Source organism: Streptomyces sp. NPDC102259, from assembly GCF_044766465.1.
GTDB lineage: Bacteria > Actinomycetota > Actinomycetes > Streptomycetales > Streptomycetaceae > Streptomyces.
Genome location: NZ_JBIWMA010000008.1, coordinates 214,414 through 239,936 on the forward strand (window position 1 = coordinate 214,414; position 25,523 = coordinate 239,936).

The following is a 25,523-nucleotide window of genomic DNA, read 5'->3' on the forward strand; positions in this document are numbered from 1 at the left end:
CGGTCCTACGACCCTACTCGGGCGGAGGACCGATGCGGCGCGCACCGCGCGGACACTAGCGTTTCGGACATGCCCCCAGACGTACTCGAGCCTGCTGCGCTCAAGACCGTGTCCGACACCCTCTCCAGGCATGCTGAGGGGGTGAGCAACGACGAGTTCCGCGCCGCCATGTCCCGGCTCGCCGACGGCGTGGTCCTGGTGACCGCCCGGGAACCGTCCCTCGACCCGGACGACCCCGGGGCGCCGGACGGTGAGGACGTCGGCATGACCGCGACGGCGTTCATGTCGGTCTCCCTGGACCCACCACTGGTCCTGGTCGGTCTGCGCACGGGCTCCCGGATGGACGACCTGCTCGACGAGCAGCCCCTGTGGGCGGTATCGGTGCTGTCCGAGAACCAGCGGCACATCGCCGGCCGCTTCGCCATGAAGGGCCGCATCAGCGACCGGCTGCTCTTCGAGGACCTCCCCTGCACCCGCGGCGAGGTCGCCGGCGCGCCCCTGCTCGGCGGCGCCCTGGCGACCCTGGAGTGCCGCACCGAGCAGCGGGTCGCGGCCGGCGACCACACCCTGGTGATCGGCCGCGTGCTCACCGCGTCGGCGCCGAGCGCGGACGACGGTCCGTTGGTGCATTTCCGGGGCCGTTACCGGCAGTTGGGGTGACGCCGGAAATGCCGTGGCCGCCCGACGAGTGGTCCGCCTAGGGTGCCCGTATGACGACTCCCGGACCCCGTCTCGAGAAGATCACTCCCTCGAACTTCGAAGCCGCGACCGGCATTCGGGTCCGCCCCGAGCAGGAATTCGCGGTCTCTCCGGTGATGCAGTCGCTCGCGGAGGCCCACGTTCATCCCGCGGGGGTCGCCTGGCCACGCCTGATCATGGACGGCGACCGGCCCGTCGGGTTTCTGATGGCCTTTCTCGACATCGACTGGAACGGACGCGGCGACGGCGGCCCGGTCCGCTCCGGACTGTGGCGGCTGAACATCGCCGCCGGCGAACAGGGCCGCGGCTACGGCCGGTTCGCGGTGGAGTCCGTCGCCGCGGAACTGCGCCGCCGGGGCACCGAGGAGCTGTACGTGACCTGGCACGAGGGCGAGAACGGTCCCGAGGACTTCTATCTCAAGCTGGGCTTCCGGAAGAACGGGGAGACCAGCGAGGGGGAGACGGTCGGCGTCCTCTCACTGGACTGACCACCGCCTCCGGCCCCGGCGCCCCGCCTTCCACGACTAGAGCAGGGCCACGTCCAGTTCGGAGATGCGGCCGAGGTCGGCCACGACGTCGATCACGGCGATCCGGCCGCCGCGCACGAACGTGAAGCTGATCGTCCGCTCCACCCGGTCGTCGAACAGCACCGCCAGTCCGGTCGCGCCGTCGATGAGGGCGGGCCGGGCCACGGCGCCGACGAAGGCGAAGCTGGACGCGCCCGACGCGACCGCCGCCGCGCCCGTGACCACGCCGGCCTCGGAGCGGGCCACGACATCCGGGTCCAGCACGGCGAGCAGCCCGTCGAAGTCCCCGTCCCGGGCGGCGGCCAGGAAGGCGTCGACGACCTTGCGCTGCCGGACGAGATCGACGTCCGGCTCCTGGGCGCCCCGCACCCGGCGCCGGGCCCGGCTGGCGAGCTGCCGGGCGGCTTCCGGGGTCCGGTCGACGATGCTCGCGACCTCCTCGTAGGGCACGCCGAACAGGTCGTGCAGCACGAACGCCAGCCGCTCGCCGGGGGTGAGGGTGTCCAGGACGACGAGGAGCGCGACGCCCACGGAGTCGGCGAGCAGCGCGTCCTGCGCCGGATCGGCCGCCTCGGAGGACGCGGCCGACGAGGTCGGCGTCCAGTGCTCCAGCGGCTCCTCGGCCCGGGAGCGGCGCGAACGCAGCATGTCCAGGCAGACCCGGCCGACGACCGTCGTCAGCCAGCCCGCCAGGTTGTCGATCTCCCTGCCCGCGCTCCCGCCACCGCTCCGGCTGAGCCGTACCCACGCCTCCTGCACGGCGTCGTCGGCCTCGGCGGCGGACCCGAGCATGCGGTGCGCGACGGCACGCAGGCGGCTGCGGTGCGCCTCGAAGCGCTCGGCGAGGAAGTCGTCGTCGCCTGTTGCCATCGTTCGTCACATCCCTGCTCGCGGTTGACTGTCATGTAGCTGACGGATGGCGCACCCGAGATGTGACACGCGCACGCAAGGTGCCGGGAAATTCGATCAGTACCAGTCAGGAGCGATCCCGCCCGGTCAGCCCCAGTCCCGCCCGTCCCGGCCCCGCTTCGTCTGCGAGCGCTGCTTCTTCTCCCGCAGCCGACGCTCGTTGATCCCGCGCGGGATCCGGGTCGGCCGACGCTGCTTGGGCGGCGGGGCGGTGGCCTCGGCGAGAAGGGCGGCGAGGCGTACGGCGGCCGTCTCACGGTTGCGCCACTGGGAGCGGTGCTCGGAGGCGCGGACGGCGACGACGCCGTCGACCAGCCGACCGGCCAACCGCTCGAGCGCCCGCGCCTTCCACACCTCGGGCAGCGCCTCGGTGCGCGCGAGGTCGAAGCGGAGCTCCACCTGCGAGTCGCTGGTGTTGACGTGCTGCCCGCCCGGCCCCGAAGACCGCGAGAAACGCCACATGAGCTCGGCCTCGGGAAGCGAGACGGAGCCGCGGACGACATAGGGACCAGACATGCCGACCATGTTCCCGCTCGCGGCGCCCCCACGTCACGCGAATATCCCCGGTCTCCGAAACCCGCCGGAAGCCTCCTTGGTAAAGAAAGTAAAGAAACGCGGAGTGGCGGGGAACCTTGAGCACCCTTCGCTGCGTTCATAGGGATAGCTGTAGCTTCGTGGCCGTACGAAGCCCCGTACGAAGCCGTACGCAACGAGGGAAGGACTCCCAACCATGGCTGTAAGCCTGTCCAAGGGTGGCAACGTCTCGCTCACCAAGGAGGCTCCGGGCCTGACCGCCGTCACCGTGGGCCTCGGCTGGGACGTCCGCACCACCACCGGCGTGGACTTCGACCTCGACGCCTCGGCGATCGCGGTCAACCTGCAGGGCAAGGTCTACTCCGACGGTCACTTCGTCTTCTTCAACAACAAGCAGACGCCGGACCAGACCATCGTCCACACGGGCGACAACCGCACCGGCGAGGGCGCGGGCGACGACGAGGCGATCAACGTCAACCTGGCCGGTCTCCCGGCCGACATCGACAAGATCGTCTTCCCGGTCTCGATCTACGACGCGGAGAACCGCTCGCAGAACTTCGGCCAGGTCCGCAACGCCTACATCCGCATCGTCAACCAGGCCGGCGGCGCCGAGATCGCCCGCTACGACCTCTCGGAGGACGCGGCCACCGAGACGGCCATGGTCTTCGGCGAGCTCTACCGCAACGGCGCGGAGTGGAAGTTCCGCGCGGTCGGCCAGGGCTACGCGTCGGGCCTCGTGGGCATCGCCCAGGACTTCGGCGTCAGCGTCTGAGTCTCGCGGTCTGAGTCTCGCGGTCTGAGTCTCGCCGTCTGGGTCGCGCCGTCTGGGTCGCGCGCCCACGCACGCCTCATCGGAGCCCCCGGCCACCCGGCCGGGGGCTCCGCGGCTTTCTTGACGCGTCCGGTCCACTGACCAGTTCGGTCCACCTGACCAGTTCCGCCTACCTGGCGAGTTCGGCCGGTTCGTCCAGCCGGGTCAGCTTCCGCGGGTTCCTCATCAGATAGACCCGGGTGACCCGCCCGTTCTCCACCACGACGCTCACCGCGGTCGGCTCGCCGTCGATCTCGAACCGGCCCGCGGGCGCGCCGTTGAGCCACACGGTCGTCGTCTCGAACGCGGCCGCCGCCGGCCGGTCGGCACGCGCGAGCACCCTCGCCACCGGTTCGGCCCCGTGGACCGGCGCCGTCGCGGCGGCCGCGAGCCCGCCGCCGTCGGCGATCAGCACCACGTCCGGCGCCATCACCTCCATCAACTCGTCCAGCCGCCCGGTGCGCAACGAGGCCAGGAACCGCTCCACCACGGCCCTCTGCTCCGTCCGGCTCACCCGCACCCGCGGCCGCCGGGCCGCCACATGCTCGCGGGCCCGCCGCGCGATCTGCCGCACCGTGGCCGCGGACTTGCCCGTCGCCTCGGCGATCTCGCCGTACGCCAGGTCGAAGACCTCGCGGAGCACGAACACCGCCCGCTCCGTCGGCCCGAGCGTCTCCAGCACGGTCAGCATGGCGATCGAGACGCTCTCCGCGAGCTCGACGTCCTCGGCGACGTCGGGGCTGGTCAGCAGCGGCTCCGGAAGCCACTCACCCACGTAGTCCTCGCGGCTGCGCGACAACGCGCGCCGCCGGTTGAGGGCCTGCCGCGTGACGATCCGGACGAGGTACGCCCGCGGGTCACGCACCTGGGACTGGTCGACGTCGGCCCATCGCAGCCAGGACTCCTGCAGCACGTCCTCGGCGTCGGCGGCCGACCCGAGCAGTTCGTAGGCGACCGTGAACAGCAGGCTGCGATGGGTGACGAAGGGGGAACCGGTCATGCCGTCGACGCTGCCCGGGACTTCGAAGGACGCGCGGCCAGCGGCAGCTCGCACACGTCGGAGTAGCCCTGCGAGGTGATCCCGTGCGCCGTGTTGCTCCTGGTCGACAGGTTGGCGAAGCCGATGAACAGGGTGAGTTCGACCAGCGCCGCCGGGCCGAGCCCGTCCAGCAGCCGCGCCGACAGCTCGTCGGTGACGGTCGTCGGCGTGTTCGTCATGGCCTCGGCGTACTCCAGCACGTCCCGCTCCAGCGGGGTGAACACGTCCGCCTCCCGCCAGCGCGGCACCTGGCTCGCCTTGGCCAGGTCCAGGTTCTGGTTCAGCGCCACGAAGTAGTTGATGTCGAGGCACCAGCTACAGCCGACCTGCGCGGCGACGGCCATGTGCGCGAACGTCTTCAGGCTCTCGTCGGCCGCGTTCCACGCACCCACCTTCGCCGAGAACTCCTGGTTGGACAGGGCCACCTCGGGGTTGTTGAACACCACCTCGAGCGGCTCGGGCACGGCGCCGAGCTGCTTGATCAGGTTCTCCCTCAACTCGGTGGGGAGCTCGGCCTTCGGTATACGCGGTGTCATGCTGCTCTCCTCGTCCGGCGGCCTGTTCGGCGCGTTCGGCCTGTTTGGCATGAAGACACCGCCGGGTCGGCGAATGTGACATCCGGTGCTACCACGTGAGTCCGGGGCCGTCCGACTAGCGTGCTCCCCATGCTCCTCAGCGCGCTCCCCCTCACCGTCGACCACGACATCCCCGCGCCCCTCCTCACCGAACTCACCGCGCTCTACGCCTCCCAGCACGCGTTCCACGCCCTCAGCGGTGACTTCCCGGACCCGGACGACATCCGGCCGGAGCAGGTGGCGGCGGCGCTCGCGCGGGAACTGGCGCACGAGGGGGTGGAGGTGCTCCTCGCCCGCAGTCAGGGGCGGCTGACCGGGGTCGTGGTCACGCTCGACCGGCATCCCGACCCGGCCGATCCCGATCCATGGGTCGGATTGCTGATGGTGGACGCGGCCCTGCAGGGGCAAGGACACGGCAGGCGGATCGTCCAGCAGGTCGAGGACCGCTTCCGGGCGGCCGGGCGCGACGCCCTGCGACTCGCCGTACTCGACGCCAACCCCGAGGGGCTCGCCTTCTGGACCGCCCTCGGATACCAGGTCATCGGGCACCGGCCCGACCTCCGACTCGGCCGGCCCTGCGCCGTGTTGCGCAAACCGCTGCGCACGTCCCGCCGTGCGGCCCGGGTCGCCGTCGTCGATCCGCAGGGCGCCGTCCTCCTCTTCCGGTACCACGACGCCGACGTCGGCATCCACTGGGCGCTGCCCGGCGGCGGTCTGGAGGAGGGCGAGTCGCCGCGTGCGGGGGCGCTGCGGGAGCTGCGCGAGGAGACCGGGTGGGCGGACCTGGAGCCGGGGCCCCTGCTGTGCACCTGGGAACACGACTTCACCCGCATGGGCATCCTCGTCAGCCAGCACGAGCACATCTACGTCTCCCCCGGCCCGCGTCGCGAACCCGGCGGGCCCGACCTCGCGGCCTCCCACGCCTCGGACGGCATCCTCGGCTGGCGCTGGTGGCCGCGTGCGGAGCTCGCGCGGGAGGCGGAGCCGGTGTGGCCGCCCGGCCTCGCCCGGCTGCTCGACGCGTGGGAGGCGGAGAGCGGCCACCGCCGTCCGGGACCCGCGTGACGGCGCCGGCTCACGGGCGGGCGGGCTTGCCCTCCCCGTACAGCCAGTCCGCCCAGATCTCGTCGAAGTCCTCGTCCGGCGCCTGTTCCTCCACGTACGCCGTGAAGTCGGCGGTGCCGACGCTGCCATGGCGGTGGGCGGCGGCCCAGCCCTGCACGATGTCGTAGAAGGCGTCGTCGCCGACGGTCCGGCGGATGCGGTGGATCACCATCGCGCCGCGCTGGTAGACGGGGGTGTCGGAGATGTGTGCCGCGCTCGTCGGCTTCGCGGGCGGGAACGCCCACAGGTCCTCGTACGCGTCCTCGCCGTGGTCGTACAGCTCCGTGAACGTCTCCTCCGCCGTGTCGCCGCCCTCGTCCTCCGTCCACAGCCACTCGGCGTAGGTCGCCAGGCCCTCGTTGAGCCACATGTCCTGCCAGCTCTTCGGCGTGACGGAGTCGCCGAACCACTGGTGGGCCGTCTCGTGGACGAGGGTCGCCAGGTCGAGGCCGGGGTAGACGGGACGGCTCTGGGTCTCCAGGGCGTACTCGACGTCCTCGGGACGGTCGACGATCGCGCCGGTGGAGGAGAACGGGTAGGGGCCGAAGTTGTACTGCGCCCACTCCATGACCTCGGGGAGCCGGGCGAGCACCTTGCGGCTCGCGGCCACCTGGGACGGGTCCACGGCGATGTACACCGGCAGCCCGTCCTTCGCCCCGGCGCCGGAGCCGGTGGCCGTACCGGTGCCGGTGCCGGTGGAGCGAGGGAGGGTGGAGCGGGTGACGGTGTAGCGGCCGATCGCGACGGTCGCCAGATAACTCGCCATCGGCTCGGCGGTGTGCCAGGTGAAGGTCGTACGGCCGTCCTCCGCCGTCGTCGCACTGCGCAACTCGCCGTTGGAGACGGCCGTCAGGCCCTTCGGGACGGTCACGGCGATGTCGTACGACGCCTTGTCGGAAGGATGGTGGTTGCCGGGGAACCAGGCCATGGAACCGGTCGGCTCACCGAGGGCGAGCGCTCCGTCCGCGGTGCGCAGCCAGCCCTCCTTCGAGCCGTCCGGGTCGGTGATCGTCCGCGGGCTGCCGGAGTAGCGGACCCGGACCTCGAAGGTCTCCCCGTCGGACAGGGCGCCGGGCGGCCGGACGATCAGCTCCTGGCCGTCCCGGCGGAACCCGGCCGTGTCGCCCCCGACGGTCACCTCCTCGACCTTCATGCCCGCCAGATCGAGGTCGAAGGCGGCGAGGTCCTCGGTCGCGCGGGCGGTGACGACGGCGGTGCCGGTGAGCCGGCTGCCGTCGGGGGTGTAGGCGAGGGTGAGGCCGTAGTGGGAGACGTCGTAGCCGCCGTTGCCCGCCTTCGGGAAGTACGGGTCGCCGACGCCCGGTGCGCCCGAGGCGTCCCGGGCCTGGGCGCCCGAGGTGTCCGGCGCCCCCTCGTCGTCGCACGCGGTCAGGGCGAGCACGAGAGCCGCGGCGGCCACGGCGGCCACCGCGGGGACAAGGCGTACCGATCGGGACATGTCAGTGATCTTATGGGGCCGACCGGCTCTCGTGCGGGGGCGTGACACCATCGCCTACGTGCTCGACATCGGCTACGCCCTCTCCAACCGCTTCCCGGACCCGCCGCAGAAGGACTACCGGCGCGCGGACGTCCACAGCCTCCGCCACGACCTGTTCTGCGGCGACGTCTACCTCGCCGACACCAAGGCGGACCGTGAGCTGTCCACAGCCTGGGGATGGGTGCCGGTACTGGACTTCGCGTGGGCGCTGTGCGACATCGTGGAGCTGATCGACCAGGACCCGGCGGGCTCCCGCGCCTCCCGCCCGCAGTACGCGGAACTGGACTTCACCGAGTCCACCGACCGCATGCTGTTCGAGCGCCGCTTCGGCTGGGTGGACATCGAGGCCGACTGGATGCCGGCGGAGGAGCCCCCGCTCTCCTTCTCCCACGCCGAACTCCGCCGCGAGGCCCGCGACTTCCTGCACGACCTCCTCGCCGACCTGACCGACCTGCACGAGGACCTGGCCGAGAACCCGGCAATCTGGACACTTCAGGCCCGCTTCCCCCGAGTGAGGTAACCCTCCAGGGCCCGGGAAACCCTGCGCCTCGGCCCCCACGACCCGGACCCCGCGCTTCGACCTCCGCGCCTCGGCCCCCACGCCCCGGGACCCCGCACGTCGAACCGCGCGCCAACCTCAACGCCTCGGCCCCAGCCCCCGTGCCCCGGCATTCAGGCCCCGCGCCCCGCCCCCGGGGCCTCTCACCGCTTCCTCAGCCCTCCACCCTGATTCCCAGCTCCGCCGCCAACACGGGTGCCAGATCCAGCAGTTGGGCCGCGGAGATCACCGCGCCCGACAGTCGGTCCACGCCGCCCGCGAGGCCGAGTTCCACCGCGCCGCGCAGGTCGACGTCGGCCAGGGTCGCCGAGGTGAAGTCGGCGGACTTCAGGGCGCAGTCGACGAACTCGACCCGCTCCAGGCGGGCGCCGCCGAAGTCCGGCTCCACCAGGACACACGACTCGAAGACCACGTCCCGCAGCCGCGCCTGGCGCAGGTTCAGGTAGTCGATCTTGCCGCCGCGGATCACGACCCGTTCCAGGACGGCGCCGTACAACTGGGTGCCGCCCAGACGGGCGTCGAGCAGCTCGACATCGCGCAGGGTCGCCTCCGCCAGGTCGGTGCCGACGCCCCGGATGCCGCTGAGGACCGAGTCGAGGAAGCGGGTGTGGCGCAACCGCGTCTCGTCCAGCGCGCAGCCCGTCAGAGCGCAGTCCATGAAGCGGGCGCCCCCGCCGTCCTGCCCGGCGAGGTCCAGCTCGCGCAACTCCAAGCCGTCGTAGTCCCCGTCGGGCTCCAGCTCCCCGCCGCCGTACGGCTCCAGCGGTGGCAGCCGCACCTCCGGACGCCGCGCGCCCTTCACCGCCGCACCGCTCCTGCCGCCGGCCCTGTCGCCGGTGCTGCCGGTTCTCCCGGTCCCTGTCCTCGCCATGTCCCCATGCTGCACCCCACCACTGACAATCCCCTGCCCCCAATCCCCTGCCCGGCCTCCAGCAGCCGGAACGCCCTTGACCTCGACCAAGGTTCAGGTTGAAGGGTGGGAGCGGTCGGGCAACCAGCCCGTCCCGGACCCACCACCCACGGGGAAGCCCCATGCACGCCATCCGCCTCCACGCCTTCGGGCCCGCCGAGAACCTCCGCTACGAGGAGGTCGCCGACCCGGTGCCCGGCCCCGGCCAGGTCCGCCTCCTCGTCGAGGCGGCGGGCGTCCACCTCCTGGACACCGCCCTGCGTGAGGGCCTCCGGGGTCCGGCCCCCGTGCCGACGACCCTCCCCACCGTCCCCGGCCGGGAGGTCGCCGGCGTCGTCGAGGCGCTCGGCGAGGGCGTCCCCGACAGCTGGCTCGGCAGGCGCGTCGTCGCCCATCTCGGCTTCGCGCCCGGCGGGTACGCCGAACGCGCCGTCACGGACGTCGACCGCGTGCACGAGATCCCGCCGAACCTTGATCCCGCCCAGGCCGTCGCCATGATCGGCACGGGCCGGACGGCGCTGGGGATCCTCCAGTTCGCCGAGCTCGGGCCCGCGTCCGTCGCCGTGGTCACCGCGGCCGCGGGCGGCATCGGCACGCTCCTCGTGCAATACGCCAGGAACGCGGGCGCGACGGTCGTCGGACTGGCCGGCGGGCCGCAGAAGGTGGCCCGGGTCGCGGCGAACGGCGCCGACCTCGCCGTCGACTACACGGACACCGCCTGGCCCGCCAAGGTCCGGGCCCACCTGGGCGGCCGGACCGCCGACGTCGTCTTCGACGGGGTGGGCGGCGACGTCGCCCGTGCGGCCGTCGCCCTGCTCGGCCCCGCGGGCAGGCACCTCGTCTTCGGCTGGTCCGCCGAAGGCGTCCGCGACGGGAAGGGCTACTTCGTCGAGGGGGTCTCCCGGTCGGTCCTGGGGCCCGTGATGATCGAGAAGGCGGGCGGTCTGCGGGCCCTGGAACTCCGCGCCCTCGCCGAGGCGGCCGCCGGCCGGCTGACCCCGGCGGTGCAGACGTTCCCGCTCGCCGAGGCCGCCGCCGCGCACCGGGCGCTGGAGACCCGCGGAACGGTCGGGAAAGTCGTCCTGGTGCCGTGACCGGCGACAACCGGCCCAGGGATGCGATATAGCAGAATTCATGGTGTTCTGTCGGAATGAGTGTCACCCGGACAGGTGAATCCTCCGCCGACACCGGACCCGATCCCCGCCGCTGGTGGGGCCTGGTGATCATCGCTCTCGCCCAGCTCATGGTCGTCCTGGACGCGACGATCGTGAACATCGCGCTGCCCTCCGCACAGGAGGACCTGGGCATCTCCGACGGCGACCGCCAGTGGGTGATCACGGCCTACACCCTGGCCTTCGGCGGCCTGCTGCTGCTCGGCGGCCGCATCGCCGACCTGGTGGGCCGCAAACGCACGTTCGTCATCGGCCTGATCGGATTCGCCGTCGCCTCCGCGCTCGGCGGGGCGGCCACCGGCTCGGGCATGCTGTTCGGCGCCCGCGCCCTCCAGGGCGTCTTCGCGGCCCTGCTCGCCCCTTCCGCGCTCAGTCTCCTGACGACGACGTTCACCGACCCCAAGGAGCGCGGCAAGGCCTTCGGCATCTACGGCGCCCTCGCCGGCAGCGGCGCCGCGATCGGCTTCATCGTCGGCGGCCTGCTCACCGAGTACCTGGACTGGCGCTGGTGCCTGTACGTCAACGTGCCCATCGCCGTCATCGCCGTGTTCGGCGCCCTGGTGCTGCTCCACGACCGCCCCGGCCACACGGAGGTCCGGCTCGACGTGCCCGGCGCGGTGCTGGGCTGCGGCGGCCTGGTCGCGATCGTCTACGGCTTCAGCGAGGCCGAGCCGCGCGGCTGGACCGACCCCCTGGTGCTGGGGCTCTTCGCGGGCGGGATCGTGCTGCTCACGGCGTTCGTGTGGTGGCAGACGAAGGCGCGGGTGCCGCTGTTGCCCCTGCACATCATCAAGGACCGCAACCGCGCGGGCTGCTTCCTGACCATGGGCCTGGCCATCATCGGGATGTTCGGCCTGTTCCTGTTCATGACCTACTACCTCCAGGTCATCCTCGGCTACTCCCCCCTCAGGACGGGCCTCGCCTTCCTCCCGCTCACCGTGGCGATCATCATCGGCTCCACCCAGATCTCCGCCCGGCTGATGAACCGCGTGCCGCCGCGCATGCTGATGGTCCCCGGCATGCTCCTCGCCTCGGGCGGCATGGTGATCCTGACCCAGATGACGGTGGACTCGTCCTACACCAGCGAGATCCTGCCCGCCCTGCTCCTGATGGGCCTGGGCATGGGCCTGACCTTCATGCCGGTCTTCTCCACGGCCACCGCCGGAGTCGCCCCACATGACGCGGGCGTCACTTCCGCCACCGTCAACACCTCACAGCAGGTGGGCGGCTCCATCGGCACCGCGCTGCTCAACACGATCGCCACCACCAGCAGCACCGCCTACGTCGCAGCCCATCTGACCGGCCCCGCACGCCGGGCGCAGGTCACGGCGGAGGGCACCGTGCACGGCTACACGGTGGCCATCTGGTGGGCCGCCGCGATCCTGCTGCTGGCCGGCCTGGTGGCGGGCCTGATGGTCACCACCGGCCCCCCGAGGCACGCCCCGGCGGGAGCGGCCGTACCGGAATCGGTGGGCTGACCACCCCCGCGGGCCCGCCCCGCCGACCGCCAGCCCGCCTGTCCGCTGCCCGCCTGCCCGCCTGCCCGCCTGCCCGGCGAGCGTGCGGTCGGCACGCCGCACGATCCGCCTGTACGTCAGTGGCGTCCCGCCACCCGGTCCGCGAAACGCGCCAGCCGTGAGGAGCCCGCCGTGTGGCGCTCCGTCTCCCGCCGGTCCGCCGCCCGGTAGGTCGCGTACATGCCCTGCACCCCCAGCCAGCGCAGCGGCTCGGGTTCCCACCTGCGCACCTTGTGGCCGACCCAGGGGAGGTCGGTGAGATCGGTGCGGCCGTCCTGCCCGGAGTCGAGCCGCACCAGGTCCCGCAGGGTCCGTGCGGCCAGGTTCGCGGTGGCGACACCGGAGCCGACGTAACCGCCCGCCCAGCCCAGGCCCGTGGCCCGGTCCAGCGTCACCGTCGCGCACCAGTCGCGCGGCACGCCCAGCACCCCGGACCAGGCGTGCTCGACGCGCACCCCGGCCAGCGCCGGGAAGAACCCGACCAGGATGTCGCGCAGCGCCCCGGCGGTCTCCAGCTGGGTGCGCCCGTCGTTGTCCGTGCGCGAGCCGAAGCGGTAGGGCACCCCGCGCCCGCCGAGCGCGATCCGGCCGTCCGCCGTGCGCTGGGCGTACATGTAGGCGTGCGCCATGTCGCCGAGCGCCTCCCGCCCCGACCAGCCGACCGCCGCCCACTGCTCGTCGGTGAGCGGTTCGGTGGCGATCATCGAGGAGTTCATGGGCAGCCAGGTCCGCCGCTCACCCTTCAACGCGGCCGTGAACCCCTCCGTGCAGCGCAGCACGTACGGCGCCCGCACGGTCCCGTACGGCGTCACCGCCCGCCCCGGGAGGATCGCCGTCACCGGGGTCGACTCACGGATCTCCACCCCCAGCGCCTCCACGGCCGCCGCGAGCCCCTTGACCAGCTTCACCGGGTGCACCCGCGCCCCGTGCGGGGTCCAGCTCGACCCCACGGCGCCCGCCACCCGCACCCGCTCGGCCGTCTCCCGCGCGCCGTACAGCTCACGGTCCTGCTCCCCGTACGACAGCTCGTGCGCGTGGAAGGCCCGCAGCCGCGCGAGTTGCGCGGGGGTCCGGGCCACCTCCAGCACTCCGCCCCGGTGGACACCGGCGTCGAAGCCCTCCTCCGCCACCGCCCGGACCACCTCGTCGACGGTGTCGTTCATCGCCCGCTGGAGCCGTACGGCGGCCTCGTGGCCGTGCAGCTTCGCGTATCTGTCCCGGCCCGCGATGCCGTTGTACAGCCAGCCGCCGTTGCGCCCCGAGGCGCCGTATCCGCAGAACCGCTGCTCCAGCACGGTGATCCGCAGGAAGGGCGCCGCCTTCTTCAGGTAGTACGCCGTCCACAGGCCCGTGTATCCGCCGCCGACGATCACGACATCGGCGGAGGCGTCGCCGGCGAGCGGCTCCCGCACCGCCGGAAGGCCGTCGTCCGCGTACCAGAAGGAGATGCCGCCGTTGACGACGCCGTTCACGACACCGCTTGCCGAGCTGCTCATGGCCGGACGTTAACCCGGCGGCACGGGCGCTGTCTCCTTCGGATTCCGTACTCTTTCGCGCCCTCTGACCAGCGGATAACACGCCAGCCCGATGAGGAAGGAGACGAAGTGGCCGAAGTCGGTGAAGGTCGGTCCGGCGGTCATCGGGAAGCCGTAGAAGACGAGCACGGCCGCGAGATACCCGTACCGCCACGGTGGGCGGATCCGGTAGACGAGCACCGCCACCACGCCCGACAGCGCGTAACTCACCCCGACGTCGAGGGTGTTGACCGCCGACTGCGGCGCGAGCCCGTCCCGGATCGCCTTCGCCAGCGCCCCCTCGCTGATCAGCGTCGCCAGCACATGCGCGGCCACGCACACCGCCAGCCACCGCGCGGTCCCCAGCCAGCGCTCGGCCTGGGCGTGGAAGACGGAGTACAGCGCCGCGTACGGCAGCCAGTACCCGCCGTCGATCCACATCGCGCTCGCCACCAGCACCCGCACCGGGTGCCGGGACAGCTCGTGGATGTTGGTGGACCGCTGCCGCAGGAACTCCTGCTCGAACTCCGGTGACATGTGGTGCAGGGCCACCGTCGTGACGAAGAGGACCGCCAGCCACACATAGGTGCCGGGCGCGCTGCGGACGTACGCCCACACCGCCCGCAGGACGCCGGAAACCCCGCTGAGCCGTCTCACCCGGCCCAGTATCGGCGAATCACCGGCCGGGGGCAGGGGAAAGCCCAGGCCGCACAAGAGCTGACCTGGGCTTTTCAGAGAGCCCCCTGTCGGATTCGAACCGACGACCTGCTCATTACAAGTGAGCTGCTCTGGCCAGCTGAGCTAAGGAGGCACCGCGCAACCACCGCGCACGCGCGAGGGCGGCTCCACTGTACACAGCCCCGCTTTCGCCGAGCCACGGACTTCCGCGGTTCGCGCGGCTCCGACCAGCGAGCGACTCCGCCCCACTCGAACGTTTCCGCGAAGTTCACATGCCTCCGGGTACTGACAGACCGGGAAACGCCAGGTACCGTCCTGACCCAGTTCGCTCATGTGGACTACACCAACCACCTTCCTACAACGGATCGTCCGGCACGTTCCTGCCGGTAGAAGGGGGCCCTTCACCATGGCCACTGTCACGTTCGACAAGGCGACCCGGATCTACCCGGGTTCCACCAAGCCCGCCGTCGACGCTCTCGAGATCGACATCGCGGACGGCGAGTTCCTCGTCCTGGTCGGCCCGTCCGGCTGCGGCAAGTCCACCTCGCTCCGCATGCTCGCGGGGCTCGAGGACGTCAACGGCGGTGCGATCCGCATCGGCGACCGCGACGTCACGCACCTGCCGCCCAAGGACCGGGACATCGCCATGGTGTTCCAGAACTACGCCCTCTACCCGCACATGTCGGTCGCCGACAACATGGGCTTCGCGCTCAAGATCGCCGGCGTCAACAAGGCGGAGATCCGGCAGAAGGTCGAGGAGGCCGCGAAGATCCTCGACCTCACCGAGTACCTGGACCGCAAGCCGAAGGCCCTCTCGGGTGGTCAGCGCCAGCGTGTCGCGATGGGCCGTGCCATCGTGCGTGAGCCGCAGGTCTTCCTCATGGACGAGCCGCTGTCCAACCTGGACGCCAAGCTCCGCGTCTCGACGCGTACGCAGATCGCCTCGCTCCAGCGCCGCCTCGGCATCACCACCGTCTACGTCACGCACGACCAGGTCGAGGCCCTGACCATGGGCGACCGCGTGGCGGTCCTCAAGGACGGTCTGCTCCAGCAGGTCGACACCCCGCGCAACATGTACGACCGGCCCGCCAACCTCTTCGTGGCCGGCTTCATCGGCTCCCCGGCGATGAACCTCGTCGAGGTGCCGATCGCCGACGGCGGCGTGAAGTTCGGCAACTCGGTGGTCCCGGTCCAGCGCGACGCGCTCGCCGCCGCCACCGACAAGACGGTCACCGTGGGCGTCCGCCCCGAGCACTTCGACGTGGCCGGCGCCGACGCCGACACGGGCCTCGCGGTCGTCGTGAACGTGGTCGAGGAGCTCGGCTCCGACGCCTTCGTCTACGGCACCGCCAAGGTCGGCAGCGAGTCGAAGGACCTCGTGGTCCGCGTCGGCGGCCGTGACGTCCCGGAGAAGGGCAGCACGCTGCACGTCGTCCCGCGCGCGGGCGAGACCCACGTCTTCTCGACGTCGACGGGCGCGCGTCTCTCCGACTGAAACCGGTTTGAAACCGGGTGATTCACCCGGTTTGACGAAAAGGGCCCCGCAGCCTGCTGCGGGGCCCTTTTCCATGCCCGTTCCCCGCCCGTGGAATACCCTGGCGCAGCGGACATTTCGACCGATGCTCGTCAACCCCTTACCCAAAAGGGAGCACGGCTTCATCCCCCGTCCGGGTGACGCAATGTCGCCACATCATTACTGCACGCTACCCTCTCACGCGTGAAGCACTCCGCGAACCACTCCACCACCCAGCGCACGCGCCGCGGCCAGGGCGGCCCAGCCCGCCGGATCGGCCGCTCGCTCGCCCTCGTCCTGCCCGTCGTCATGGTGCTCTCCGGGACCCTCGCGGTCACCCGGGTCAACTGGTCGGGGAACCCCTCGGATTCGGTGCTCACCGCCTCCGACGTCTCCGCCGCGCAACAGTCCTCGCACCGGGCCGCCAAGGCCCCGCAGGACGTGCTGCGCGACCAGTTGCTGACCGAGCTCCAGGAGAAGGATCCAGGCGTCGCCCTGACCCACCTCCAGGCCGCGGTGAACGGCAAGCCGTCGCTGGCGAGGCACTGCTCCTCCATCGCCCGCGCCCTGGGCCGCGCCGCCGTCCGCGTGTACGGCCCCTCGCGCGCCCAGTCGTACTCCCGCCCGGTGTGCGACACCGCCTTCGCCTCGGGGGTCCTGGCGGCCCGGGGCTGAGCCACCGGGCCCCCAGGCCGGGCCCGTACCGACCGGGGCGTGCGGTTCCCCTCCCGTCGGGGGAGCCGCACGCCCCGAAACGAGCGGCACGTACAGTGCGGGCATGACCGATCCGCACGCCGCGTCCCGCCCCACGCAAGCCGTCATCCTGGCCGGTGGCCAAGGGTCCCGGCTGCGTCCGTACACCGACGACCGGCCCAAGCCGATGGTCGAGATCCCCGGCACGGGGACGCCGATCATCGGCCATCAGCTCCGCTGGCTCGCCGAGGAGGGCGTCACCGACGTCGTCGTCTCCTGCGGCCACCTCGCCGAGGTCCTCCAGGACTGGCTGAAGTCGGCCGACCTGCCCGTCAAGGTCACCACCGTCGTGGAGACCGAGCCCCTGGGCCGCGGCGGCGGTCTGAAGTACGCGGCCGCCCATCTGCCCCACCCCGACCGGCCCTGGTACGCCACCAACGGCGACATCTGGACCCGCTTCTCGCTGCGCGAGATGGCCGACTTCCACACCGAGCGCGACGCCATAGCCACCCTCGCGCTGGCGCGTCCGCGCATTCCGTGGGGTGCGGTGCAGACGGACGGGTTCGGCCACATCACGGACTTCATCGAGGCGCCGCCCACCACGTACGAGATCAACGCGGGCGTCTACGTCTTCTCCCCCGCGTTCGCCGGGCTGCTCCCCGAGCGGGGGGACCACGAGCGGACGACGTTCCCGCACCTCGCCCGCGAACTGCGGCTGGCCGGGTTCCCGCTCCCGCAGGGCGCGTACTGGCGGGCCATCGACACCGCGAAGGACCTCACGGAGGCGGCGAAGGAACTGGCGGCGCTGAGCCGCTGAGCAGCTGAGCCGCTCCGCGAGTGGAGCGGCTCAAGCGGTTCGTCGTCGACCGCCGGCCCGCTGGGGGCTGGTCGCGCGGTTCCCCGCGCCCCTGAACGACCGAGGGTGCCGTGCGCTTTCCGCGCACGGCACCCTCGGTCGTTCGGTATCGCCCTACCCCAGCAACCCGCCCACCAGGCCCGGCTGACCGGAGGACGACGAGCCGCCGTCCGAGCCGCCACCGCCGCCGCTCGTCGAACCGCCCGAGGTGGCCGAGCCGCCGGAGGACGGGCCCGAGCTGGTGGCGGGGGCCTGCTCCACCGGGCTGGACTGCTCGGGCGGGGCCTCGCCCGCGGTGCCCTGCGTCTGGCTGGGCGCGCCGGCGTCGCCGCCGCCGGTGGTGCCGGAGTCCCGCGCCTCGGTGGGCTCGCTGTCCGTGCCCGCCGTCGGGGCCGCCGAGGTGGCGCCCTGCGTGGGCGAACTGGACGCGGCGGGCTTCCGGGACGCCTTGTGCGTGCCGGACTTCTCCGGCAGCGGCGAGCCGGGCAGCTCGTTGCGCGGGGGCTCGCCCGGGCCCGGGACGACCACCCGGTCGGCGTCGCGGACGGCGCCGCCGAGCAGCGAGCCGACGAGCAGGGTGAGCCCGACGGCGATCGCGGTGACCAGGGCCCCGCGACGCAGCACGTAACTGCGCAGCTCCCACAGGTCGGTGCGCGGGCCGAGCCGACGCCACGCACCGGCGGCGAGCCGGCCGTCCACCGAGTAGACGGGGGCGCCGGCGATGACCAGCGGCGACCAGGCGGCGAGATAGATGATGTCGGGGGTGTCGTAGACCGGGACGGTCTTCCAGCTGACGGTCACGATGAGCGCGGCCGAGAGCGCGGCGCCGACGACCGCGGCGACCCGCTGCCAGCAGCCCAGGACCGTGAGGACGCCCACGACGACCTGGAGGAAGGCGATGACGAGGCCGGAACCGACGGGGTGGTGCAGGGCGAACTGGCGCAGCGGCTCGGCGACTTCCCACGGGTGCAGGGTGACGAGCCACTTCACCATGGAGCCGCGTTTGCCGCCGTCGAAGTAGACGGGGTCGCACAGCTTGCCCATGCCGGCGTAGATGGAGATGAAGCCGAGGAAGACGCGCAGCGGGAGCAGGACCACGCCGAGGTTCATCCGGCGGCCCGGGTAATAGGCGTGCCGGGCGGGGTCGTCGCTCTGCCGCCGCCCGCGCGGCGCCGGCTCGGGGTCGCCGTCGGCCTCCCCGAAGTCCTCGAACTGGGCGTCGTCGTAGGCGGGTTCGTCGTAGGCGCTGCCGACGCCGCGCATGTTCGGCAGGATCCGCTGCTCGCCGTCGACGGGCGTCCGCTGGGCGCCGACGATCGGGGTCTCGAGGGTCTGCGCGGCGAAGCCGCCGTCGTAACCCCGGTCGCCCGTGCCGACGCGGGGGATGACCTGGGTGGCTCCGGCGTCGGCGCCGGGCGGTTCGCCGTGGCCGACGCTGCCTGCCCGCACGGCCTGGAGCAGTCGGTGGGCTCCGGTGTCGTCCGGGGCGGACTTGCCGCTCCAGACGACGGCCCGCCGACGGCCACCGGAAGCGGCGCCCGCTCTGCCCGCCGCCCCGACGGCGGCCATGCGCGCGGTGTCATCGATGGCGCTCACGTGCCGGGCGATCCGCGGGGATTGGTTACGCCGCGCCGACGCGCCCAGCTGCACACGGAAGCTCGCGTGGCTGACGATGATCTGCGCCGGATCGCTCGGCACCTTCACCATGCTCAGCGCGGGAGCGTCGTCGAATCCCGACGAGCGGTCCCCCGTGGGTGTGCGGGGTGTTCTGGTGTCCACACTCATCTAACCGAGTGACGTGTGTTTAGGACACTGCTTTGACCCGCCGGATCTGTCCGGGCTCCGTCAAGGCTGCACTACCCGTCGGCATTAACCCGTCCGAGTGAACCCGCGGCAGCCCCACGACCGCCCCGCCGCCGCCCCGCGACCGACTGGCGGCGGGCCCAAGGCCGCGCCTCCAGACCCGCCGCGGAGCGGTTCCACCTGGCCCGGCCCGCCCGCTGGAGCCGCGCCCGTCCCCGCGGACCAGCGGTGGCGTCAGCTCCTGCGCCGAGCCGCCTCGTACAGCACGATCCCGGCCGCCACACCCGCGTTGAGGGATTCCGCGCCACCCGGCATCGGGATCCGGACCCGGAAGTCGCAGGTCTCGCCGACCAGGCGGGAGAGGCCCTTGCCCTCGCTGCCGACGACGATGACGACCGGGCCGTCCAGCGCCTTCAGCGTGCCGACCTCGTGCTCGCCGTCGGCGGCCAGGCCGACGACCGCGATCCCGGCCTTCTTGTAGGCCTCCAGGGCGCGGGTGAGGTTGGTGGCGCGGGCGACCGGGGTACGGGCGGCCGCACCGGCGGACGTCTTCCAGGCGCCGGCCGTCATACCGGCCGCGCGGCGCTCGGGGACGACGACACCGTGACCGCCGAAGGCGGAGACGGAACGGACGACGGCGCCCAGGTTGCGCGGGTCGGTCACGCCGTCCAGGGCGACGATCAGCGGGTCCTCGCCGTTGTCGTAGGCGGCCGAGGCCAGGTCCTCGGGGTGCGCGTACTCGTACGGCGGGACCTGGAGGACCAGGCCCTGGTGGTTGAGGCCGTTGGTCATGCGGTCCAGCTCGGGACGCGGGGCCTCCATGAGGTGGATGCCACCGCGCTCGGCGGCGAGCTGGAGCGCCTCGCGCACCCGCTCGTCGTTGTCGATGAACTGCTGGACGTAGAGCATCGTCGCGGGCACGCCCTCGCGCAGCGCCTCGACGACGGAGTTGCGGCCGACGACCATCTCGGACGTGCCCTTGCCGCCCCGGCCGCGCTGTGCGGGCCGGCGTACGGCCTGCTTCGCCTTGGCGGTCGCGATGCGGTTCGCCTTGTGCTTCTTGCGCATCTCGGCGGGCGGGGTCGGGCCCTTGCCCTCCAGGCCACGGCGCCGCTGGCCGCCACTGCCGACCTGCGCGCCCTTCTTGCCGGACATGCGGCGGTTGTTGGCTGCCATGAGTCTCTCGTCTCCGTGAGCTTTTCGTACGTACGTCTTATGCAGTGTGCCGCCCGGAAGGCCGGGCGGCACAGTCGATCAAGGACAGGCCCTGAGGCTGCCCTACCGCGGGCCGAGGCTCCAGCGCGGCCCCTGCGGGCCGTCCTCGATGGCCAGGCCGGACTGGGTGAGCTGGTCACGAATGGCGTCCGCGGTCGCCCAGTCCTTACGCGCGCGGGCCGACTCGCGCTGGTCGAGGACGAGTCGTACGAGGCTGTCGACCACGCCGTGCAGGTCCTCACCCCGGCTCTCCTCGCCGGCCCAGTGGGCGTCGAGCGGGTCCAGACCGAGGACGCCGAGCATGGCGCGGACCTCGGCGAGGCGGGCCACGGCGGCTTCCTTGTCGTCGGCGGCGAGGGCCGAGTTCCCCTGCCGGACCGTCGTGTGCACGATGGCCAGCGCCTGCGGGACACCCAGGTCGTCGTCCATCGCCTCGGCGAAGGCCGGCGGTACCTCGGCCGCCGGCTCGACGACCCCCCCGGCCTTCTCGACGACGCGCTGCACGAAGCCCTCGATCCGCGCGAACGCCGACTCGGCCTCGCGCAGCGACTCCTCGCTGTACTCGATCATCGAGCGGTAGTGGGGCGTACCGAGGTAGTAGCGCAGCACGATCGGGCGCCACTGCTTCACCATCTCGGAGACGAGGACGCTGTTGCCCAGCGACTTCGACATCTTCTCGCCGCTCATGGTGACCCAGGCGTTGTGCACCCAGTACCGCGCGAACTCGTCGCCGTAGGCCTTGGCCTGGGCGATCTCGTTCTCGTGGTGCGGGAAGATCAGGTCGAGGCCGCCGCCGTGGATGTCGAAGACGGGGCCCAGGTACTTGTGCGCCATCGCCGAGCACTCGAGGTGCCAGCCGGGACGCCCGCGGCCCCAGGGGGTCTCCCAGCTCGGCTCGCCCGGCTTGACGGACTTCCACAGGGCGAAGTCGCGCTGGTCGCGCTTGCCGGTCTCGCCGTCCGCCGAGGGCTGGAGCAGGTTGTCCAGCTCCTGGTTGGACAGCTGGAGGTACTCCGGGAACGAGCGCACGTCGAAGTAGATGTTGCCCTCGGACTCGTAGGCGTGACCGCGCTCGATCAGCCCGCGCATCATCTCGATCATCTCGGGCACGTGCCCGGTGGCGCGGGGCTCGTACGTCGGCGGCAGGCAACCCAGCGCCTGGTAACCGTCGTTGAAGGCCCGCTCGTTCTCGTACCCGATCGACCACCAGGGGCGGCCCTGGTCGTGCGACTTGACGATGATCTTGTCGTCGATGTCGGTGACGTTGCGGATGAACGTGACGTCGTAGCCGCGGTGGGCGAACCACCGGCGCATGATGTCGAAGTTCAGGCCCGAACGGATGTGCCCGATGTGCGGAGCCGCCTGCACGGTGGCACCACAGAGGTAGATCGAGACACAACCCGGCTGGAGCGGGGCGAAGTCACGGATCTGCCGGGCACTGGTGTCGTACAGGCGAATGGTCACCACTCCAGGGTAGTGGGCGCGGAGCGATGCCCCGAGCCCCTTCCGCCCAAGGGCCACACATTCGTGACATGCCATGGCATATGTCGGCCGGGCCTGGTCAGCCGGTCCGCGCCACCAGCGCCGTCGCGATCGCCATCAGGCCCTCGTCGCGCCCCGGAAACCCGAGCCCGTCCGTCGTCGCGCCCGACACGGACACCGGGGCGCCCGCCGCCTCGGACAGGACCTTCTGCGCCTCGTCGCGCCGCTTGCCGATCTTGGGGCGGGGTCCGACGACCTGAACGGCGATGTTGCCGATGACGAAGCCGGCCGCGCGGACGATCCGGGCCGCCTCCGTGAGCAGCGTGACGCCCGAGGCGCCGGACCACTCGGGGCGCCCGGTGCCGAAGTGCTGCCCCAGGTCACCGAGGCCGGCCGCGGAGAAGAGCGCGTTGCAGGCGGCGTGCGCGACGACGTCCGCGTCGGAGTGCCCGGCCAGGCCGGCGCCCTCCCCTTCCCACTTCAAGCCCGCGCACCACAGCTCGCGGCCCTCCTCGAAGGCGTGGATGTCGGTGCCGATGCCGACCTGGGGAAGCAGGGGCCGCGTCTCAGAAGCCATCGTTGAGCCTCCTGCGGGCCAGGACCGCCTCCGCGAGGACCAGGTCGAGGGGCCGGGTGACCTTGAAGGCCTCCTCGTGACCGGGGACGACCACGACGGTCAGGCCCAGCTGCTCGACCATGCTCGCGTCGTCGGTGACGTCGTCCCTGACCGTCTCGTGGGCGCGGACCAGGGTGGCCCGGTCGAAGCCCTGCGGGGTCTGCACGGCACGGAGGCGGGCGCGATCGGGCGTCGCGACGACCGGCTCGGGGTCGCCGACGGTCCCGGCCGGCTCGACCTCCTTGACGGTGTCCGTGAGCGGCAGCGCCGGGACGACGGCGGGGGCGCCCTCGCGTACGGCCTCGATGACGGCGTCCACCGTGTCGACGGGGACGAGGGGCCGGGCGGCGTCGTGCACGAGGACGATGTCGTGGCCGGGCGGCAGCGCGTCCAGGCCGAGCTTCACGGACTCCTGGCGGGAGTCACCGCCGGGCACGACCAGGAAGTCGGTGCGGTCGGGCAGCGCGTGCGCGTCGAGCAGCGACTTCACCTCGGCGGTGCCGTCCGGCGGGGCCACGACGACGACCAGGGAGACGGCGCGGGAGGCGGCGAGGGCGCGCACCGCGTGGATCAGCATGGGCGTGCCGCCCAGCGTGCGGAGCGCCTTGGGGGCGCCCGGACCGAGGCGGACACCCCGTCCGGCGGCCGGAATCACCGCGGCCGTGCGGGCGGGCGCGGGGGAGGGACGCGAATCGTCAGACATCGGTTCCTGTCAGGTTTGTGTTCCGGCCCGGCGTGGGTATGGCCCTGGAAGTGCCGGGCGCGACGCCTTGACCGGACCCTTCCGTGACGTGCCGGTCGAGGCAGCAGCCCGGGCCCGGCACACCAAGTATCGAAGCATCGGTCGCATTATCGGGGGCGGTTCGGGGCTGTATCGACCGACCACCCGTGTGGGGGTAGGGCGTACGACGGTTGTCCTGGCGCGAACATGCCGCAGCGCCCGGCGACGGGGAATTCGTCATCGGGCACCGCGGCATTTCAGTGTTCTTCAGTGCGCGTGTTCTTCAGTGTGCCGAGACCGGTCCCGGGCCGGCGTCGGCACGTGAAAAGCGCGTCGAGCTCAGGACGCGAGCACCTCGTCGAGCAGGGCTTCGGCCTTGTCCTCGTTGGTGTTCTCCGCGAGAGCGAGCTCGCTCACCAGGATCTGGCGGGCCTTGGCGAGCATGCGCTTCTCACCGGCGGAGAGTCCGCGCTCGCGCTCACGACGCCACAGGTCACGCACGACTTCCGCGACCTTGATGACATCGCCGGAGGCGAGCTTCTCCAGATTTGCCTTGTAACGACGCGACCAGTTCGTGGGCTCCTCGGCGTACGGCGCGCGCAGCACCTCGAAGACCCGGTCCAGCCCGTCCTGACCGACCACATCACGTACGCCGACGAACTCCGCATTGTCCGCTGGCACACGTACCGTCAGGTCACCCTGGGCGACCTTCAGCACCAAGTAGGTCTTGTCCACGCCTTTGATCTGGCGAGTTTCGATGGCCTCGATCAGCGCGGCCCCGTGATGGGGATAGACCACGGTGTCGCCAACCTTGAACGTCATGTGACAGGTACCCCTTCCGTGGCTATCCAGGGTAACACGGAAACTGCGGGTTCTGAATGGCGTTTTCGCAGGTCAGGGCATATCTCGGGGCTTGACAACAGCAACAGGAACGTGCTGCGAAGGGCCGACGGAAGCAGGTATTCGCAGGTCGGAGGCGCTCTCCGAGGGGGGAGAAACGCGCACGTTACACGCATCCGAAGCTCCGCCCGAACGGCCGAACGTCCACATATGTCCACTTTCAGGAGTGCGACTTCCGCTACTCCGTTCGGTTCACGTGGCCGGATACGAGCCGTTTCCGGAATTGATCATCGCCCCCTCGACCGGGGCCGTGATCAATTCCGGGGATGACCTCGCATTCCTTCACCGAAAATCCGCGAGCGGACGTCCGGCGCGGTTATGCGAATGGCCGGTGAGCCGGAAGAGGACGGGAAGACGGACGGGAAGACGGACGAGAAGACGGATGCGAAGACGACGGGTGAAGCCGAGGTGACTCGTGGGTCACTTGTGGCGGCCGGGGCAGGTGGTGACGGAGGTCGTTCAGCGCGTCCGTCGAGGCACCGGATCGCTCTAGAGGCGGGTCGGGTGCGGTGGTGCGAGAACGGCTCGGTAACCTAAGGCCGCTGACAGACCCTTAGGACGGCTTTATCCAAAGGAAAGCCGCCCGTGTGTTCAAGGAGTTGCCGCCGCCGTGAGCAGCAGCCTTCGACGCGGTGCCCTCGCCGCTTCCGCCATCGCGTTCTCGATCGCCTCGCTCGCCGCCTGCGGGGCCGGCAACGACTCCCAGACCCTGGAGATCAAGCCGGACAACGCGGCCACCAGCGTCGGCGACATCAAGCTTCAGAACGTCATCGTCATCACCCAGCCCGACCTGGAGTCGACCGGCCCCGCCGTGATCTCGGCGACCGTCTTCAACAGCGGCAGCAAGGCGCAGACGCTGGAGTCCATCACCCTCGACGGCGGCAAGTCCGCCGCGCTCTCGCCCGCCAAGGGCAAGGGCGCGCTGACCGTCCCGGCCGGCGGCTCGATCGTCATCGGCGGCGCGAACAACGCCTCCGCCGTCCTGCCGAGCAGCCGTGAGGCCGTCAAGGACGGCGACGCGCAGAAGGTGACCTTCACCTTCAGCGACACCGGTGAGATCAGCCTGCGCGCCTTCGTCGTCCCCGCCGAGAGCTACTTCTCCAAGTGGGGCCCGAGCGACATCCCGAGCGCCGCGGAGCCCCCCTCGCAGAGCGCGCCGGCGTCCCCCTCCCAGTCGGCTTCCGGCGCGGCCGAGGGCGGTGCCTCCGAGTCCGGATCGGCCTCCCCGTCGGACTCGGCCTCCGCGTCGGCGTCGGCGTCGGCGTCGGCGTCGGCCGCGGGTCACTGACCTCGTACGCGCACCCGTACACACGAGGAGGGCGGCACCCCACACGGGGCGCCGCCCTCCTCGCTCACTCATCCACCCCCGACGCACCCCTCGCACCGCTGCGCGGGCTTCGGAGCGCTGCGCCGGACTCCGTCCGTCGGCGACAGCCGCCGCTGCCGGGCCGGTCTACGGCTCGAACTTGTAGCCCAGACCGCGCACCGTGACCAGGTACCGCGGGGCACCGGGGTCGGGCTCGAGCACCACCCCCGACGCACCCCTCGCACCGCTGCGCGGGCTTCGGAGCGCTGCGCCGGGCTCCGTCCGTCGGCGACAGCCGCCGCTGCCGGGCCGGTCTACGGCTCGAACTTGTAGCCCAGACCGCGCACCGTGACCAGGTACCGCGGGGCACCG

General features: G+C 71.8%; 25 protein-coding genes and 1 tRNA gene. 11 read left to right on the forward strand and 15 right to left on the reverse strand.

From position 1 onward, the window contains the following. The first annotated feature begins 69 nt into the window (after positions 1 to 69). Positions 70 to 660, forward strand: a complete 591-nt coding sequence (locus ACIRPU_RS20750) for a flavin reductase family protein (protein ID WP_403869198.1) — start codon at positions 70 to 72, stop codon at positions 658 to 660. Between the two features lie 50 nt (positions 661 to 710). Then, positions 711 to 1,187 carry a GNAT family N-acetyltransferase gene (locus tag ACIRPU_RS20755; RefSeq protein WP_403869201.1) on the forward strand — a complete coding sequence of 159 codons (477 nt, stop codon included), beginning with the start codon at positions 711 to 713 and terminating at the stop codon, positions 1,185 to 1,187. A gap of 36 nt (positions 1,188 to 1,223) precedes the next feature. Here the strand turns inward: ACIRPU_RS20755 and ACIRPU_RS20760 are convergent, their stop codons facing one another. Together ACIRPU_RS20760 and arfB are read right to left on the reverse strand one after the other, a co-directional pair. Next, a complete protein-coding gene (locus ACIRPU_RS20760) occupies positions 1,224 to 2,096 on the reverse strand; it encodes a sigma-70 family RNA polymerase sigma factor (RefSeq protein WP_403869204.1) in 873 nt (290 codons plus the stop codon). A 126-nt stretch (positions 2,097 to 2,222) separates the two neighbouring features. Beyond that, positions 2,223 to 2,660 (reverse strand): alternative ribosome rescue aminoacyl-tRNA hydrolase ArfB, encoded by a 438-nt coding sequence (gene arfB, locus ACIRPU_RS20765; protein WP_355706051.1) that lies wholly within the window; start codon positions 2,658 to 2,660, stop codon positions 2,223 to 2,225. Positions 2,661 to 2,865: 205 nt separating this feature from the next. On the opposite strand from arfB, the gene ACIRPU_RS20770 reads away from it, so the two are divergent. Further along, a complete protein-coding gene (locus tag ACIRPU_RS20770) occupies positions 2,866 to 3,441 on the forward strand; it encodes a TerD family protein (RefSeq protein WP_355706052.1) in 576 nt (191 codons plus the stop codon). A 169-nt stretch (positions 3,442 to 3,610) separates the two neighbouring features. Here ACIRPU_RS20770 and ACIRPU_RS20775 read toward each other — a convergent pair whose 3' ends face one another. Together ACIRPU_RS20775 and ACIRPU_RS20780 are read right to left on the reverse strand one after the other, a co-directional pair. Then, positions 3,611 to 4,480, reverse strand: coding sequence for an RNA polymerase sigma-70 factor (locus tag ACIRPU_RS20775; RefSeq protein ID WP_403869208.1), 870 nt, complete (start codon positions 4,478 to 4,480; stop codon positions 3,611 to 3,613). Then, the gene (locus ACIRPU_RS20780) at positions 4,477 to 5,055 is read right to left on the reverse strand and encodes a carboxymuconolactone decarboxylase family protein (RefSeq protein ID WP_403869211.1); all 579 of its coding nucleotides are present in this window, start codon (positions 5,053 to 5,055) and stop codon (positions 4,477 to 4,479) included. Before ACIRPU_RS20780 ends, ACIRPU_RS20775 begins: the two co-directional genes overlap by 4 nt. A gap of 129 nt (positions 5,056 to 5,184) precedes the next feature. On the opposite strand from ACIRPU_RS20780, the gene ACIRPU_RS20785 reads away from it, so the two are divergent. Then, the gene (locus ACIRPU_RS20785) at positions 5,185 to 6,159 is read left to right on the forward strand and encodes a GNAT family N-acetyltransferase (protein WP_403869214.1); all 975 of its coding nucleotides are present in this window, start codon (positions 5,185 to 5,187) and stop codon (positions 6,157 to 6,159) included. A gap of 10 nt (positions 6,160 to 6,169) precedes the next feature. On the opposite strand, the gene ACIRPU_RS20790 is transcribed toward ACIRPU_RS20785, so the two are convergent. After that, positions 6,170 to 7,657, reverse strand: a complete 1,488-nt coding sequence (locus ACIRPU_RS20790; protein ID WP_403869217.1) for a M1 family metallopeptidase — start codon at positions 7,655 to 7,657, stop codon at positions 6,170 to 6,172. Between the two features lie 58 nt (positions 7,658 to 7,715). On the opposite strand from ACIRPU_RS20790, the gene ACIRPU_RS20795 reads away from it, so the two are divergent. Beyond that, positions 7,716 to 8,216: a hypothetical protein gene (locus tag ACIRPU_RS20795; protein WP_384108992.1), complete on the forward strand. Its 501-nt coding sequence runs from the start codon at positions 7,716 to 7,718 to the stop codon at positions 8,214 to 8,216. 193 nt (positions 8,217 to 8,409) lie between these two features. On the opposite strand, the gene ACIRPU_RS20800 is transcribed toward ACIRPU_RS20795, so the two are convergent. Continuing rightward, positions 8,410 to 9,126, reverse strand: a complete 717-nt coding sequence (locus ACIRPU_RS20800) for a pentapeptide repeat-containing protein (protein ID WP_403869220.1) — start codon at positions 9,124 to 9,126, stop codon at positions 8,410 to 8,412. Positions 9,127 to 9,287: 161 nt separating this feature from the next. On the opposite strand from ACIRPU_RS20800, the gene ACIRPU_RS20805 reads away from it, so the two are divergent. Together ACIRPU_RS20805 and ACIRPU_RS20810 are read left to right on the forward strand one after the other, a co-directional pair. Then, complete coding sequence (locus ACIRPU_RS20805; protein ID WP_403869223.1) at positions 9,288 to 10,259, forward strand: zinc-binding dehydrogenase; 972 nt, start codon at positions 9,288 to 9,290, stop codon at positions 10,257 to 10,259. A gap of 56 nt (positions 10,260 to 10,315) precedes the next feature. After that, on the forward strand, positions 10,316 to 11,815 hold the full coding sequence (locus ACIRPU_RS20810) for an MFS transporter (RefSeq protein ID WP_403869226.1): 1,500 nt from the start codon (positions 10,316 to 10,318) through the stop codon (positions 11,813 to 11,815). 116 nt (positions 11,816 to 11,931) lie between these two features. On the opposite strand, the gene ACIRPU_RS20815 is transcribed toward ACIRPU_RS20810, so the two are convergent. The 3 genes from ACIRPU_RS20815 to ACIRPU_RS20825 all read right to left on the reverse strand — a co-directional run bounded on the left by ACIRPU_RS20815 (position 11,932) and on the right by ACIRPU_RS20825 (position 14,179). After that, positions 11,932 to 13,350 (reverse strand): NAD(P)/FAD-dependent oxidoreductase, encoded by a 1,419-nt coding sequence (locus ACIRPU_RS20815; protein WP_403869229.1) that lies wholly within the window; start codon positions 13,348 to 13,350, stop codon positions 11,932 to 11,934. 9 nt (positions 13,351 to 13,359) lie between these two features. Further along, positions 13,360 to 14,025 carry a rhomboid-like protein gene (locus ACIRPU_RS20820; RefSeq protein ID WP_403869232.1) on the reverse strand — a complete coding sequence of 222 codons (666 nt, stop codon included), beginning with the start codon at positions 14,023 to 14,025 and terminating at the stop codon, positions 13,360 to 13,362. An 80-nt stretch (positions 14,026 to 14,105) separates the two neighbouring features. After that, positions 14,106 to 14,179: transfer RNA gene (locus tag ACIRPU_RS20825), tRNA-Thr, on the reverse strand. Positions 14,180 to 14,452: 273 nt separating this feature from the next. Between ACIRPU_RS20825 and ACIRPU_RS20830 the strand changes: the two genes are divergently transcribed. From ACIRPU_RS20830 to ACIRPU_RS20840, 3 genes are all read left to right on the forward strand, one after another. After that, complete coding sequence (locus tag ACIRPU_RS20830; RefSeq protein ID WP_020130312.1) at positions 14,453 to 15,541, forward strand: ABC transporter ATP-binding protein; 1,089 nt, start codon at positions 14,453 to 14,455, stop codon at positions 15,539 to 15,541. A gap of 222 nt (positions 15,542 to 15,763) precedes the next feature. Further along, positions 15,764 to 16,234, forward strand: coding sequence for a hypothetical protein (locus ACIRPU_RS20835; RefSeq protein ID WP_355706063.1), 471 nt, complete (start codon positions 15,764 to 15,766; stop codon positions 16,232 to 16,234). A 103-nt stretch (positions 16,235 to 16,337) separates the two neighbouring features. Beyond that, complete coding sequence (locus ACIRPU_RS20840; protein WP_384108536.1) at positions 16,338 to 17,069, forward strand: NDP-sugar synthase; 732 nt, start codon at positions 16,338 to 16,340, stop codon at positions 17,067 to 17,069. A 153-nt stretch (positions 17,070 to 17,222) separates the two neighbouring features. Here ACIRPU_RS20840 and ACIRPU_RS20845 read toward each other — a convergent pair whose 3' ends face one another. From ACIRPU_RS20845 to ACIRPU_RS20870, 6 genes are all read right to left on the reverse strand, one after another. Beyond that, a complete protein-coding gene (locus tag ACIRPU_RS20845) occupies positions 17,223 to 18,893 on the reverse strand; it encodes a DoxX family membrane protein (protein ID WP_403869237.1) in 1,671 nt (556 codons plus the stop codon). A 252-nt stretch (positions 18,894 to 19,145) separates the two neighbouring features. Then, positions 19,146 to 20,087, reverse strand: coding sequence for a 23S rRNA (guanosine(2251)-2'-O)-methyltransferase RlmB (gene rlmB / locus ACIRPU_RS20850; RefSeq protein ID WP_355706066.1), 942 nt, complete (start codon positions 20,085 to 20,087; stop codon positions 19,146 to 19,148). Positions 20,088 to 20,189: 102 nt separating this feature from the next. Then, positions 20,190 to 21,590 (reverse strand): cysteine--tRNA ligase, encoded by a 1,401-nt coding sequence (gene cysS / locus ACIRPU_RS20855; protein ID WP_403869241.1) that lies wholly within the window; start codon positions 21,588 to 21,590, stop codon positions 20,190 to 20,192. Between the two features lie 97 nt (positions 21,591 to 21,687). Then, a complete protein-coding gene (ispF, locus tag ACIRPU_RS20860) occupies positions 21,688 to 22,185 on the reverse strand; it encodes a 2-C-methyl-D-erythritol 2,4-cyclodiphosphate synthase (RefSeq protein ID WP_355706068.1) in 498 nt (165 codons plus the stop codon). Next, a complete protein-coding gene (gene ispD, locus ACIRPU_RS20865; protein WP_403869245.1) occupies positions 22,175 to 22,927 on the reverse strand; it encodes a 2-C-methyl-D-erythritol 4-phosphate cytidylyltransferase in 753 nt (250 codons plus the stop codon). Before ispD ends, ispF begins: the two co-directional genes overlap by 11 nt. Before the next feature lie 357 nt (positions 22,928 to 23,284). Further along, positions 23,285 to 23,767, reverse strand: a complete 483-nt coding sequence (locus ACIRPU_RS20870; RefSeq protein ID WP_003953493.1) for a CarD family transcriptional regulator — start codon at positions 23,765 to 23,767, stop codon at positions 23,285 to 23,287. A 688-nt stretch (positions 23,768 to 24,455) separates the two neighbouring features. Here ACIRPU_RS20870 and ACIRPU_RS20875 point away from each other — a divergent pair. Next, positions 24,456 to 25,133 carry a DUF461 domain-containing protein gene (locus ACIRPU_RS20875; protein WP_403869247.1) on the forward strand — a complete coding sequence of 226 codons (678 nt, stop codon included), beginning with the start codon at positions 24,456 to 24,458 and terminating at the stop codon, positions 25,131 to 25,133. The last annotated feature ends 390 nt before the right edge of the window (positions 25,134 to 25,523 follow it).